16 protein-coding genes are annotated in these 12,873 nt (G+C 64.0%); 8 read left to right on the top strand and 8 right to left on the bottom strand.

All coding sequences use genetic code 11. The features are described from left to right. The first annotated feature begins 22 nt into the window (after nucleotides 1-22). The 4 genes from ACTNBU_RS04035 (at nucleotide 23) to ACTNBU_RS04020 (ending at nucleotide 3,620) form a co-directional block, all read left to right on the top strand. Nucleotides 23-796, top strand: a complete 774-nt coding sequence (locus tag ACTNBU_RS04035; protein ID WP_441031049.1) for an MBL fold metallo-hydrolase — start codon at nucleotides 23-25, stop codon at nucleotides 794-796. A gap of 203 nt (nucleotides 797-999) precedes the next feature. Further along, the gene (gene rlmH, locus ACTNBU_RS04030; RefSeq protein ID WP_441031046.1) at nucleotides 1,000-1,482 is read left to right on the top strand and encodes a 23S rRNA (pseudouridine(1915)-N(3))-methyltransferase RlmH; all 483 of its coding nucleotides are present in this window, start codon (nucleotides 1,000-1,002) and stop codon (nucleotides 1,480-1,482) included. Between the two features lie 13 nt (nucleotides 1,483-1,495). Continuing rightward, the gene (locus tag ACTNBU_RS04025) at nucleotides 1,496-1,798 is read left to right on the top strand and encodes a hypothetical protein (protein ID WP_441031043.1); all 303 of its coding nucleotides are present in this window, start codon (nucleotides 1,496-1,498) and stop codon (nucleotides 1,796-1,798) included. Between the two features lie 94 nt (nucleotides 1,799-1,892). Then, a complete protein-coding gene (locus tag ACTNBU_RS04020; RefSeq protein ID WP_441031041.1) occupies nucleotides 1,893-3,620 on the top strand; it encodes a phospho-sugar mutase in 1,728 nt (575 codons plus the stop codon). Nucleotides 3,621-3,824: 204 nt separating this feature from the next. Here ACTNBU_RS04020 and ACTNBU_RS04015 read toward each other — a convergent pair whose 3' ends face one another. Genes ACTNBU_RS04015 through ACTNBU_RS04000 form a run of 4 tightly spaced genes read right to left on the bottom strand, consistent with a single transcriptional unit; the run spans nucleotide 3,825 to nucleotide 5,749 of the window. Then, nucleotides 3,825-4,136, bottom strand: a complete 312-nt coding sequence (locus ACTNBU_RS04015) for a hypothetical protein (RefSeq protein ID WP_441031038.1) — start codon at nucleotides 4,134-4,136, stop codon at nucleotides 3,825-3,827. Beyond that, complete coding sequence (locus ACTNBU_RS04010; RefSeq protein WP_441031036.1) at nucleotides 4,123-4,794, bottom strand: hypothetical protein; 672 nt, start codon at nucleotides 4,792-4,794, stop codon at nucleotides 4,123-4,125. Before ACTNBU_RS04010 ends, ACTNBU_RS04015 begins: the two co-directional genes overlap by 14 nt. Beyond that, complete coding sequence (locus ACTNBU_RS04005; protein WP_441031033.1) at nucleotides 4,791-5,237, bottom strand: hypothetical protein; 447 nt, start codon at nucleotides 5,235-5,237, stop codon at nucleotides 4,791-4,793. Before ACTNBU_RS04005 ends, ACTNBU_RS04010 begins: the two co-directional genes overlap by 4 nt. Further along, on the bottom strand, nucleotides 5,234-5,749 hold the full coding sequence (locus tag ACTNBU_RS04000; protein ID WP_441031030.1) for an RNA polymerase sigma factor: 516 nt from the start codon (nucleotides 5,747-5,749) through the stop codon (nucleotides 5,234-5,236). The genes ACTNBU_RS04005 and ACTNBU_RS04000 overlap by 4 nt, the downstream gene beginning before the upstream one ends. Nucleotides 5,750-5,935: 186 nt before the next feature. Here ACTNBU_RS04000 and ACTNBU_RS03995 point away from each other — a divergent pair, with 186 nt between their 5' ends. From ACTNBU_RS03995 to ACTNBU_RS03985, 3 genes are all read left to right on the top strand, one after another. After that, entirely contained in the window at nucleotides 5,936-6,580 is a 645-nt protein-coding gene (locus ACTNBU_RS03995) for a superoxide dismutase (RefSeq protein ID WP_441031027.1), read from the top strand. 144 nt (nucleotides 6,581-6,724) lie between these two features. After that, nucleotides 6,725-7,618: a LysR family transcriptional regulator gene (locus tag ACTNBU_RS03990; RefSeq protein ID WP_441031025.1), complete on the top strand. Its 894-nt coding sequence runs from the start codon at nucleotides 6,725-6,727 to the stop codon at nucleotides 7,616-7,618. A gap of 60 nt (nucleotides 7,619-7,678) precedes the next feature. Next, nucleotides 7,679-8,308 carry a trimeric intracellular cation channel family protein gene (locus ACTNBU_RS03985; RefSeq protein WP_441031022.1) on the top strand — a complete coding sequence of 210 codons (630 nt, stop codon included), beginning with the start codon at nucleotides 7,679-7,681 and terminating at the stop codon, nucleotides 8,306-8,308. A gap of 46 nt (nucleotides 8,309-8,354) precedes the next feature. Here ACTNBU_RS03985 and ACTNBU_RS03980 read toward each other — a convergent pair whose 3' ends face one another. The 3 genes from ACTNBU_RS03980 to ade all read right to left on the bottom strand — a co-directional run bounded on the left by ACTNBU_RS03980 (nucleotide 8,355) and on the right by ade (nucleotide 10,820). Continuing rightward, complete coding sequence (locus tag ACTNBU_RS03980; protein ID WP_441031019.1) at nucleotides 8,355-8,666, bottom strand: hypothetical protein; 312 nt, start codon at nucleotides 8,664-8,666, stop codon at nucleotides 8,355-8,357. A 1-nt stretch (nucleotide 8,667) separates the two neighbouring features. Next, on the bottom strand, nucleotides 8,668-8,967 hold the full coding sequence (locus ACTNBU_RS03975) for a DUF2089 family protein (RefSeq protein WP_441031016.1): 300 nt from the start codon (nucleotides 8,965-8,967) through the stop codon (nucleotides 8,668-8,670). 131 nt (nucleotides 8,968-9,098) lie between these two features. Further along, complete coding sequence (gene ade, locus ACTNBU_RS03970) at nucleotides 9,099-10,820, bottom strand: adenine deaminase (protein ID WP_441031014.1); 1,722 nt, start codon at nucleotides 10,818-10,820, stop codon at nucleotides 9,099-9,101. A 244-nt stretch (nucleotides 10,821-11,064) separates the two neighbouring features. Between ade and ACTNBU_RS03965 the strand changes: the two genes are divergently transcribed. Next, nucleotides 11,065-11,691: a flavin reductase gene (locus ACTNBU_RS03965; RefSeq protein ID WP_441031011.1), complete on the top strand. Its 627-nt coding sequence runs from the start codon at nucleotides 11,065-11,067 to the stop codon at nucleotides 11,689-11,691. Nucleotides 11,692-11,761: 70 nt separating this feature from the next. Here the strand turns inward: ACTNBU_RS03965 and ACTNBU_RS03960 are convergent, their stop codons facing one another. Next, nucleotides 11,762-12,325 carry a phosphoribosyltransferase family protein gene (locus ACTNBU_RS03960; protein ID WP_441031195.1) on the bottom strand — a complete coding sequence of 188 codons (564 nt, stop codon included), beginning with the start codon at nucleotides 12,323-12,325 and terminating at the stop codon, nucleotides 11,762-11,764. Nucleotides 12,326-12,873: the final 548 nt, after the last annotated feature.

The following is a 12,873-nucleotide window of genomic DNA, read 5'->3' as shown; positions in this document are numbered from 1 at the left end:
TCCTTCTGCGAGGTTTATCATCTTGACCACCATACATACCCTGGCCAGCGGCTCCTCCGGGAACGCCGCCCTGGTGAGCTGCTGCGGCGTCCATGTTCTGCTGGACGCCGGTATCTCCTGCCGCCGCATCGTCGTCGCCCTTCGGACGCTGGGCGTGGAGCCGGAGGAGCTGGCCGCCGTGTTCATCACCCATACCCACACCGATCACATCGGCGGACTTCAGACCTTCGTGAAGAAGTACGCCGTTCCCGTTTACGCCAGCCGCCGCACCTGCGCGGGTCTGGCTTACCGCATCGCCGGTATTGAGCCGCTGCTCCGCCCCTTCGCCGACGGGGAGACCATCTCACTGGACGGCCTCACCGTCACCCCCTTCCCCACCTGCCACGACGCCCCCGGCGCCTGCGGCTACCGGTTCGGGGACGCCGGCGTGCTGACGGACTCCGGCTACGTGACGGAGGAGGCGGCGGAGGTCCTCACCGGCGTGCCCCTTCTGGTACTGGAGGCCAACCACGACGTGGACGCCCTCCGCTCCGGCCCCTATCCCTACTATCTCAAGCAGCGCATTCTCGGCCCGGAGGGCCATCTCAGCAACGAGGACGCCGCGGCCTTCGCCCTGGTCTCCGCCCGGGCCGGGACCCGGGAGATCGTGCTGGCCCATCTCAGCCGGGAGAACAACACCCCCGCCATGGCCCTGAACGCCGTGGGACGGGCGCTGGAGACGCTGGACGTCCCGGTGCCCCTGTCCGTGGCCCCCAGGGACACGGTGAGCCAGGGGTATCATACTAAAACTGATTAAAATGGTTCAAACCGTTTGATAGCGGGTCGCGCGTTCCGTTTTGATGATCAGTGAGACTCCAAATCTCTGATTTGGCCCGTCGAACTGATGCACAGCAGACGCCGAATGGTGCCCCTGCACAATTCGAGCGTGCGCAGCACGCGGGATTCTTGATGAAACTTTTTCATCAAGAATCAGGATCAGACGTCTTCGGAGGAGACCGTATGCAGAAGGTGACTTTGCTCTGCGTGGGCAAGCTGAAGGAGAAATTCTACGCCGACGCCGCCGCGGAGTACGTCAAGCGGCTGAGCCGGTACTGTGACCTGATCGTCACGGAGCTGCCGGAGGAGCGTCTGCCGGAGAATCCCTCCCCCGCCCAGATCGAGGCGGCTCTGGCAAAGGAGGCAGCCGCCATCCGGGCCAAGCTGCCGCCCTCCGCCTTTCTCATCGCCCTGTGCATCGAGGGGAAGGAGCGGTCCAGCGAGGAGTTGGCCCGCCAGATGGCGGACTGGGCCAGCCGGGGAGAGAAGCAGTTGGTGTTTCTCATCGGCGGGTCCTTCGGCCTGCACCCCTCCGTCAAGGACGCCGCCGGGGCGCGGCTGTCCATGTCCCCCATGACATTTCCCCACCATCTGGCCCGGGTGATGCTGCTGGAGCAGATCTACCGGGCGTACCAGATCAACGCGGGCACCCGATATCACAAGTAAAGGACGTGAGCGTATGACGGAACCGGCCAAGGATTTCTGGGCCAGAGCAGACCGCGATCTGCTGAAGCGCTGGCCCAAGGACGCGGAGGGCCATCCGGAGCAGGCGGTGAGCCTGGGCATCCAGTGGGAGCTGGACAGCATGGCGGACATCACCGTGTCCATGCTGGAGAGCTGCGGCATCCCCGCCTTCAAGAACGGCACGCTGGGCAAGGTGCTGGGCGGCTTCGCAGCCCAGGGCGTGGACATCTGCGTCCCCGCCTCCCGTGCGGAGGAGGCCCGGGCCCTGCTGGAGCAGCAGCCGGAGACAGCGGAATAAGTGTGGTCCCCCATGGGCCCGGGGCGTCTTGCTGGATGCGCGCCGGGACCCTTTGACAGGCAGATTCTCAAATTTGTTATAGGAGGAAGTACATATGGATTTCATGAAGGAATATGAAAAGTGGCTGGCAAGCCCCGCCCTCTCGGCCGAGGAGCACGCGGAGTTGGAGGCCATCCGGAACGACCCCAAGGAGATCGAGGGCCGGTTCTACGGCCCGCTGGAGTTCGGCACCGCCGGTCTGCGGGGCACCATGTGCACCGGCCTGCACAATATGAACATCCATGTCATCCGCTGGGCCACCCAGGGCTTCTGCAAGGTCATCGCCGAGGGCGGCGAGGAGTCCAAAAAGCGGGGCGTGGCCATCGCCAATGACTGCCGCAACCACTCCCTGGAGTTCGCCCGGGCCGCCGCCGAGGTCTGCGCCGCCAACGGTATCCACGTCCGCATCTTCGACGCCCTGCGTCCCACTCCCGAGCTGAGCTTCACCGTCCGGGAGTACCACTGCCAGGCGGGAATCAACGTCACCGCCTCCCACAACCCCAAGGAGTACAACGGCTACAAGGTCTACTGGGAGGACGGCGCCCAGCTGCCGCCCCATCACGCCGACGCCATCGCCGAGGAGCTGTCCAAGATCGACATCTTCGACGGCGTGAAGACCATGCCCTATGACGAGGGCGTGAAGGCCGGTCTCATCGAGGTCATCGGCGATGAGACGGACCGGAAGTTCATGGCCAACGTCACCGCCCAGATCCTGGACAAGGAGGCGGTGGAGAAGGTGGCCGACACCTTCAAGCTGGTGTACACCCCCTTCCACGGCTGCGGCTACAAGCTGGTCCCCGAGGCCCTGAAGACCCTGGGCATCAAGCACCTGCTGTGCGAGCCCAAGCAGATGGTCATCGACGGCGACTTCCCCACCGTGGTCTCCCCCAACCCGGAGAACCCCGAGGGCTTCTATCTGGCCGTTGATCTGGCCAAGGCGAACGACATCGACTTCATCCTGGGCACCGACCCTGACAGCGACCGCGTGGGCATCATGGTCCGGGATCACAGCGGCGAGTTCCGCCCCGTCACCGGCAACCAGACCGGCGTGCTGCTGCTGGACTACCTCATCGGCGCCATGCGCCGCACCGGCAAGATGCCGGAGAAGCCCGTGGCCCTGAAGACCATCGTCACCACGGAGATGGCCCGGAAGGTGGCCGAGGTCAACGGCCTCCAGTGCTACGACACCTTCACCGGCTTCAAGTTCCTGGCGGAGAAGAAGGACAAGCTGGAGAACTCCGGCGAGGGCAAGGTCATCTTCTCCTACGAGGAGAGCTACGGCTACATGCTGGGCGACTACGTCCGTGACAAGGACGCCGTCACCGCCTCCATGATGCTGACGGAGATGGCCGCCTGGTACGCCGGTCAGGGCCTGACCCTGTTCGACGCCCTGGAGAAGCTGTACGAGAAGTACGGCTACTACGCCGAGAAGACCCACAACCTAGTGATGCCCGGCCTGGACGGCCTGAAGGACATGGCCGCGCTGATGAAGTCCCTGCGGGAGACCCCGCCCGCCGAGATCTCCGGCGTGAAGGTGGCCCAGTTCAAGGACTACAAGGACGGCTCCGTCACCGATCTGGCCACCGGCGAGAAGAGCACCATGGAGCTGTCCGGCTCCAACGTGCTGCGCTTCGAGATGGCCGACGGCACCTCCGTCATCGTCCGTCCCTCCGGCACCGAGCCCAAGATCAAGGTCTACGTCCTGACCAAGGGCGACACCAAGGCCGACTGCGACGCCAATCTGGAGAAGTACGCCCAGTGGGTGGCCAGCCTGAAGAAGTAAATCCCCCAAAACGCACCAGCGCCGCCGGGAAACCGGCGGCGCTGTTCTGTTTCTTCGCCCCGACGGTCTCACGGCGGGGCTGTTCTGTTTTCCGTTACCAGCCCAGGACTTCCGTCAGCAGACGGAGGGCCGGGAGGGCCATCCACAGCAGCCGCGCCAGCCAGAACAGCAGGGCCGTCATGCTTCCCCATATCACCGCCGGGATCAAAGGCACCAGCCCTCCGGGGCGTGGCGCAGCCACCACGCGGCGGCGGTGAGGCACAGTGCCGCCAGGGTCACCAGCACGCACAGGAGCATCCCCACCCAGTCGTACCGGACGCGGCCGTCCTTCCGGGCCGCCAGCAGCGTCTCCACGCCCAGGCTCACCAGCAGCAGCGGCGACAGTCCCATGGCCCACAGGAAGTCCTCCCAGGGCAGCCACAGCGTGGCCAGCATGGCAAGGCCCGCCCCGATGAGGGTCACGCCGGTGGTGAAAGTCCCCACCCGGCGGACGGGCCGCTGATCACTCCGCTCCATGGCCGTCCTCCTGTTCCGCGGCTCCGTCCTCCGGACCGGAATCGCCGGACGCCGCGCCGCTCTCCGCCGGGGACGCCGTCACCGGCTCCGCCGCTGCGGAGCTGTCCTCCCGGGGCGGGGCGTAGGGCTGATAGCCCTCCTCCGGCGGCACCGTCTTCGGCCCCCGGATGAACCACACGCCCAGGGCGATGACGCCCACGGTGGCGGCCAGTCTGGGCAGGTCGTCCCGGATGAAGTAGTACACCCAGCCGAACATCTCCCAGACGAAGCCGTCGAAGCGCAGGAGCGCTCCAGCGCAGGACTGCAACAGGGCGTACAGGCCCAGGACCACCAGACACCAGCCCACCAGGCTGTGACGCCGCTGTGCCAGTCTGGTCAACTGCTCCGCGTCGGCGCCGGACAGGCCGAACAAATACCCATCCGGCTGGGCGGTGCCGCCGTCCAGCCCGGCCCGCAGGTTCCAGGTGTCGAAGAAGGCGTACAGCCACAGCACCGGCAGCACGATGGCCAGCTCCCCGAAGTTCAGGAACGACGCCGCGCCGATGTCCAGACACACCGCCGCCGTCATGGAGATGCCCCGCTTCATATAGCCCAGGTACATCTGGCCGCAGCCGGGGATGCAGGCGCAGATGAACAGCAGGATTCGATTTTTCCTCATGATGTGTGACCTCCTTGTATGTTGTCCCGGCCCGCCCACAGGCCGGTGATCTGTTCCAGCCGCCGGTCCAGCCGCTCCGGCCAGGACCGCAAAACCTCTCCGATGACGGGGCGCTCCCCACCGCTGTGGGGCACGGAGACCGCCGGGGCCGTCCAGACCGCCGTCACCACCACCGCCACGGCGGCCGCCGCCGCGGTGCAGCGGTTCAGCAGCAGCCCCGCCGCCCGGCGGCGGATGCGCCGCCGGATGTTCTCTTTGCACCGGGGCGGCGGCTCCATCAGCGGCGTCTCCGCCAGCAGGGCGGCATACCGCTCCAGACAGCCGTCGCAGTAGCTGAGATGCTCCGCCAGCTCCAGCCGCTCCAGTTCCGTCAGGGGCCCGCCGTCCGTCAGGACCCGGAGGGCCTCCTCCGTCAGATGTCCGTGTTTGTCAAAGGCGTTCATGGGTTCGCTCCCCCTTTCAGCTGCTCCTGCAGGAGCCGTTTTCCCCGGGCGATCTGGGTATGTACCGTCTTCACCGGACGGCCCAGGGTCAGCGCCGTCTCCTCCGGTGTCCACTCCTCCAGCAGATGGAGCCGCAGGACGCTGCCGTATGGCTCCCGCAGGGCCAGGATCTGCCGCCGCAGCTCCGCCTCGCCGCAGCGGCTCAGGGCCGTCTCCTCGGTGGACGGCTCCGGCGGGCCGGGGGGCATCTCCTCGTCTCCCGGCAGCACCGTCCGGCGGCTGTAGGCGCTGAGGAGATGGTCCTTGGCCTTGTTGACGGCGATGCGGGCCAGCCACTGGCGCTCGTAGCCCGCCGGACAGTCCGCCAGATGGAGGTAGGCGGACAGGAAGGTCTCCTGGGTCAGGTCCTCCGCCGTCTGGACGTCCCGGACCATCTGATAACAGACGGTGTATACCAGCCGCTGGTACTGATCCACCAGCCGCTCAAAGGATGGTTCTCTCCGCCGGTCCACGGGACGCCTCACCTCTCTTCTGTCTCATAAAACGGGACGGCGGGCCGGATTTCTTCAACCCGGAAAAAACTTTTCCGCCCGGCGCCGTCCCGCCCCGCCGTATGAAAGCCGCCTTCCGGACATATTCTATCACAGATATCGTGGACCTGCTGATACCACGGAACAAAAAGGAGAGGATGCTGCCCTATGGATCAACACTACCCCTACACCCTGCCGCCGCTGGCCTTCCCCTACGACGCCCTGGAGCCGGAGCTCAGCGCCAAGACCATGCACTTCCACCACGACAAGCACTTCGCCGCCTATATCGACAACCTCAACGCCCTGTTGAAGGGCCATCCGGAGTACCAGACCTGGACCCTGGAGCAGCTGTGCCAGGACTGGTGTCAGCTGCCGGAGGACATCCGCCAGGGCGTCCGGAACAACGCTGGCGGCGTGTACCTCCACGACCTCTACTTCGCCAACCTGCACCCCACGCCGGTGTCCTCCCCGGTCCCGCCTCTGGATGGGGCCATCGCCCGGTACTTCGGGGACCTGCCGGGCCTGAAATCCGCCATGAAGACGGCGGCTCTGGGCCAGTTCGGCTCCGGCTGGGCCTGTCTCTGCGCCGGTCCCGACGGGACGCTGTCGGTGGTAAAGACCGCCAATCAGGACACGCCCCTGCCCCTGAAGCCCCTGCTGTGCTGCGACGTGTGGGAACACGCCTACTATCTGGACTACCAGAACCGCCGGGGGGACTACTTCGACGCCTGGTGGCTTCTGGCGGACTGGCCCCGCATCTCCCGGGCCTACGAGATCTGGATGTCCCGCCGCATCCCGGACCCCGGCCAGTGACCCTTTTCCCAACACGCCCCGGCGTCTCCCGCCCAGGAGACGCCGGGGCACAAAATTTTCCGTTGCTTTTTTCCACAGCGGTGCTTATACTGAATACGGCATTGTGCAGCAGAATTGATAACGGAAACGAAAGGGGGCCGCGGCATGGCGGTGAAGCTGGAGCTGTACCGGGTGTTCCGGGAGGTGGCGGAGACCGGCAATATCTCCGTGGCGGCGAAGAATCTGTATATCTCCCAGTCGGCGGTGAGCCAGTCCATCAAGCAGCTGGAGACGGCTTTGCAGGCCCGTCTGTTCGCCCGGTCGCCCCGGGGCGTCACCCTGACGGGGGAGGGCCAGATGCTGTACCAGTACGTCCGCAGCGCCCTGAGCCTACTGTCCACGGGAGAGGACAAGCTGTCCCAGGCCCAGCAGCTGCTGCTGGGCACCCTGACCATCGGCGCCAGCGACACCGTGACCGCCATGTTCCTGACGCCCTATCTGGAGCGGTTCCACCGGGAGCATCCCGGCATCCGGCTGAAGATCGTCAGCGGACGCAGCGCCAAGGTGCTGTCCCTGCTGAAATCCGGCGTGGTGGACATCGCCTTCGCCTCCTCTCCCGCCGACAAGTCCAGCCTGACGGACTGGCCCTGCTTCCAGACCCACACCGCCTTCGTGGCGGGCAGCGGCTACGACTGCGACTTCGACCACGTGTACACCGCCCGGGAGATCGCGGCGTTCCCCCTGATCCTGCTGGAGCGGAAGGCCAGCAGCCGGGTCTTCCTGGAGCAGACCTTCCTACGGTGGGGCATCACCCTGACGCCGGAGATCGAGCTGTCCTCCCGGTCGCTGCTGGTGTCCCTGGCGAAGATCGGCCTGGGCGTGGCGGGGGTGACGCTGGAGTTCGTCCAGGATGCCCTGCACGCCGGGGACATCCGATTGCTGCGGACGGATTTCAGCATCCCCGCCCGCAGCGTGGACATGTGCACCCTCCGGGACGTGTCCCCCACCGCCGCGGCGGCGGCCTTCATGGAGATGGTCCGGAACGGCACCCGGACATGACGCCCCTCCGTGTTTCCGTGTCCGTCTGATCTGTAACCGACAAAGGAGACCTTCCCGCTTATGGACCGTTTCATTCTCATCGTCGAACTCATCGGCACCATGGCCTTCGCCGCCTCCGGCGCCATGACCGGCATCAAAAAGAACATGGACATCTTCGGCGTGTGCATTCTGGGTCTCACCACCGCTGTGGGCGGCGGCGTCATCCGGGACCTGATCCTGGGCAACACGCCCCCCGCCACCTTTCAGGACCCCATCTACGCCACGGTGGCCATCCTCACCTCCCTGGTGCTGTTCCTGCCCGGGGTGCGGCGGCTGCTGATGTGGGACCCGGCGCTGTACGACCTGTGCCTGTTCCTCATGGACACGGCGGGACTGGGCATCTTCACGGTGGTGGGCATCCGGGTGGCCTACGCCCACGAACCCCGGGCCACGCTGTTCCTGCTGGCCTTCGTGGGCGTCATCACCGGCGTGGGCGGCGGCGTCCTGCGGGACGTCATGGCCGGAGACACGCCCTACATCTTCGTGAAGCACATCTACGCCTGCGCCTCCCTGGTGGGGGCGGTGATCTGCGGACTGCTGTGGCACTACGCCGGAGAGGGCCTGTCCATGCTGGCCGGCACCGCCGCCGTGTTCCTGATCCGGGGCCTGTCCGCCCACTTCCGCTGGAACCTGCCCCACGCCCATGAGTGAAAAACCGCCGCTCCGGCCTGCTGGCCAGGAGCGGCGGTTTCGTTTCTCATAAATCCTGAATATTCATCTTCTCCACATCGTCCCGGCGCTTCCGCCTCTCCCGGCAGGAGCAGTAGATGGCCAGCAGCACCGCCGTGGGGAGGTTCCCCAGCACCAGCGACGCTAGGACCGCTCCCCAGGGGAAGCCGCCGTTGTAGGCCACGGCGCTGCACGCCATCAGCAGGGCGTACAGAAACGTCAGCAGCGGCAGCACCAGCCCCGGCCACTTGCTCTCCCGCCGGGACAGAAAGATCTGGAGCAGGACGCCCCCCACCGCAAACACCAGCAGAAACGCCAGCAGCATCGCCACATTTCTCATCTCAATTCTCCCCTTTCGTCTTCCGGTATTCCGTGATCAGCAGCTTGGCGGTGTCGAAGTCCAGCCGGTCGTTCACCGCCAGACGCTTGATCAGCGCCACATACGGCTCCTCCGCCGCCTGCTGGCTCAGTTGGATCTTCTGGATCAGCCGGTCCAGCCGCAGGCGCACCGTGGGATAGGTGACGCCGTACTGCTTCGCCATCTCCTTCAGCGACCCGGAGGCCAGAATGAATCTCCGGATGAAGGCCACGTCCTCGTCGTCCAGCTCCGCCATCCACTCCGGTACTACGTCAACAGCCATACCGCCGCCCCCCTTCTTTTATAAAATTAAAGATATCATTTAATTTTATAAAAGTCAATATGAAACTGTAATTTTACAAAAAAGAATTCCCCGGACCGTTCGGTCCGGGGAAACCGCTTTTCGCGCATGGTTCACACGTACTTCTGCTGTCCCACGTCGAAGACGCCCCGGGTGGTGAGCCGCAGGGTGGGGATGACGGGCAGGGACATGAAGCTCAGGGTCATGAAGGGGTCGATACCCCGGGAGACGCCCAGGCCGAAGGCCTGCTCCTTGGCGGCCTCCAGATCCCGGTTCACGTTCACCAGGGAGTCCTCGCTCATGATGCCGGCGATCTCCAGCCGCACCTCTCCCAGCACCTGGCCCTTCCGGCAGACCACGATGCCGCCGTCCAGCTCCGTCACCCGGTTGGCGGCGGCAGCCATCTCCTTTTCGCTGGCGCCCACCACGATGATGTTGTGGGAGTCGTGGGACACGGAGGTGGCCACGGCGCCGTGCTTCAGGCCGTAGCCCTGGATGTAGCCGATGCCGATGTGGCCGGTGCCCCGGTGGCGCTCGATGACGGCGATCTTCAGAATGTCCTTCTTCAGGTCGATCTTGGTGGCGTAGCCCGCGTCCCGGGAGACGATCTCCCCGGGCACCAGGCCGATGACGCCCCGGGGACGGTCCTCCATGAAGTCCTTCTCCGTCAGCTCCGCCACGTGGAAGGTGCTGTGGGCCCGCTCCACCAGATAGGGGTCGATGACCGGCTCCGGGAAGTCCCGCAGCGCCCCGTCGTACATCAGGACGCCCTTCTTGTAGACCTCCTGGATGTTGAACCGCTTGAAGTCGTCGATGACCACGAAGTCCGCCAGATACCCCGGCGCGATGGCCCCCCGGTTGTTCAGCAGGAAGTACCGGGCGGCGTTGTGGCAGGCCACCTTGATGGTGGTGATGGGGTCCGCCCCCAGGGCGATGGCCTTTTTCACGATGTAGTCGATGTGGCCCTTTTCCAGCAGGTCGCTGGGGTGCTTGTCGTCGGTGCAGAACATGCAGCGGTCGGCGTACTGGCTGCACAGCAGGGGCACCAGCGCCTCCAGATTCCGGGCGGCGGTGCCCTCCCGGATCATGATGAACTGGCCCCGCTGGAGCTTGGCCATGGCGTCCGACAGATCGGCGCACTCGTGGTCGGAGTAGACGCCGGCGGCGATGTAGGCGTTGAGATCGTTGCCGGACAGGCCCGGGGCGTGGCCGTCGATCTTCTTGTGGTGGGCCTGGGCCGCCACGATCTTCTCCACCACGGAGTCGTCGCCATTGACGATGCCCACGTAGTTCATCATCTCCGCCAGACCCTGGACTCTGGGGTGGTCGTAGAAGGAGTCGATGGCCCGGTAGTCCAGGTTGGCGCCGGACTCGTCCAGGGGCGTGGCGGGGACGCAGGAGGACAGCATGAACCGCACGTCCACCGGCAGGCCCTCCGTGGCCTGGAGCATGTAGTCGATGCCGTCGGTGCCCATGACGTTGGCGATCTCATGGGGGTCCGTTACCACGGTGGTGGTGCCGTGGGGCAGGACGGCCTTCACGAATTCCTTGGGGCTCACCAGGGAACTCTCCAGATGGATGTGGGCGTCCAGGAAGCCGGGCAGGACGATGCGCCCCGTCATGTCCGCCTCCGTTTTGCCGTGGTACTTTCCCATGCCCACGATCAGGCCCTCGGCCACGGCGATGTCGTCGGTGCACAGCTCGCCGGAGAACACGTTGACGTAGGTGGCGTTCTTCAGCACCAGGTCCGCCGGCTCCCGGCCCGCCGCCGCGGCGATGATGCGGCGCTTCTTGATGAGTTTCCGGTTGATCTTTCCCGCATAGCTCTCAGTCATCAGTACCACTCCTTCTTGCAGCTTGATAGCTATTTGATTCACTTATATTAATCATAAACACAGATTATACTTCTGGTTGATGGCAGTATACACTGATTTTCCGCCGTTGTCCATGGGAAATTTCCCGGCGGAAAAAATTTTCTTTCATTTTCCAGATTGTTGCAAAAAACACTTGCATTTGCACCAAATCGGTGTATACTGAACTTACACTAACAGTAACAATTCTCATTAAGGAGGTTTCCCCATGAACAAAAAGGCTTATGACAAACTGGACTACACTCTCGCGCTCCTCAGCGCTGCGGCAGACGGCAAGCGTCACGGCTGCATCGTCAACTCCTTCCATCAGGTGACTTCCTCCTATCCGCCCCTGTTCACGGTGGCCGTCAACCGGGACAACGAGACCTGCAAGGCGGTGGAGACCGCCGGCAGCTTCTCCGTCACCCTGCTGGACGCCGACTGCCCCCAGGAGATCGTCAGCCAGTTCGGCTACAAGTCCGGCCGGATGGGCGACAAGTTTGAGGGCCGGGAGGTTCAGACCGACGGCGCCGGCAACCCCTATCTGACGGAGCACATGGTGTCCCGCATCTCCTGCAAGATCGTGGACCGGATGGAGATCGGCAAGTACGTGCTGTACGTGGGCCAGGCCACGGAGGCGGAGATGCTGTCCGGCGGCGACGTGCTGACCCTGAAGGCCTACGCCAACCGGGGCAAGGCCACCCCGCCCGCAGCGTCCGTGTACCGCACGGTGGAGATCAACGGCTACCGCTGCTCCATCTGCGGCTACGTCTACGAGGGCGAGTCCCTGCCCGCGGACTTCCGCTGCCCCCTGTGCAAGGCTCCGGCGGAGAAATTCGAGAAGATCGAGAAGTAAGTGTCATAAAAGGAGAAGCCCGTGCGTATGTTACGCACGGGCTTCCTTCTTGTCCATGTTTGGTTTCGGTTTATCCCTTCAGCGTGCCGTCGGCGTTGAACAGCGGCAGCTTCTCCAGATAGACGATGTCCTTCCGGTCAGCGGCGCCGCCCTCCGCCAGAACAGCTGCACGGCCCACGATGATGCCCCCGGCCTGGTCCACCAGGCTCTCCATGGCGTGCATGGAGCCGCCGGTGGAGATGACGTCGTCCACCAGCAGGATGCGCTTGCCCCGGATCAGCTCCGCGTCGTCCCGGCCCAGATACAGCTCCTGCTGGGCGGCGGTGGTGATGGACTGGTCCACCACGTGGAGGGGGTCCGGCATGTAGGCCTTGGGGCCCTTCCGGGCGATGAAGTACTTCTCCGCCCCGGACTGCCGGGCCATCTCATGGATCAGGGGGATGCTCTTGGCCTCCGCCGTCAGCATGTAGTCGTAGCTGTCCGCCGGGACCAGCTTCAGCAGCTCCCGGGCGCAGGCCACGGTCAGCTCCGCGTCGCCGAACATGATGAACGCGCCGATGTACAGATCGTCCGTGATCTTGCAGATGGGCAGCTCCCGGCGCAGGCCCGCCACATCCATGGAATAGGTGTGCATATGATTGCCTCCCTCGATTTTTGCCGCAGAATGACGCATCACCGCCGTGATGCTCTTTTCTTCCATTATACAAATTCCTGAAAAAATGTCAATCACGGGGCGTTCTTCTCCCGTTCCGGCCGGAATTTTCGCAATGGCCGGACGATGTTCCACCTCCGGCGGATTTTTGCATTATGCACAATTTTATACAGCATTTTTTTACACCCCGTCCAGCCCGCACTTTTCCGAATCGTTTCTTGCACGATTTTTCTATTTGTGCAGGATTCCCGTCACTTTTTGGTCTGACAATTTTTGCAGGACCAAAACGGAATGTTTGACATGCGAGAATTTCACTTGTACGAATCATTGGGATATGCTAAAGTGAAGACAACAAGGCAATGGAAAACTTGTTCAGTATGAACAAAATGTATTTGGTTGAGGAGGATATTATTATGAACGCTTATCTGGAAAGAGTTCTGGCTGAGACCAAGGCCAAGAACGCCAACGAGCCCGAGTTCCTGCAGACTGTTGAGGAAGTCCTCAGCTCCCTGGAGCCCGTCATCAACGCC

This window comes from Dysosmobacter sp. HCP28S3_G4 (assembly GCF_052065175.1).
Classification (GTDB): domain Bacteria; phylum Bacillota; class Clostridia; order Oscillospirales; family Oscillospiraceae; genus Oscillibacter.
The sequence above is the reverse complement of the archived record's forward strand: the minus strand, read 5'-3'. Positions and strand labels throughout refer to the sequence as shown.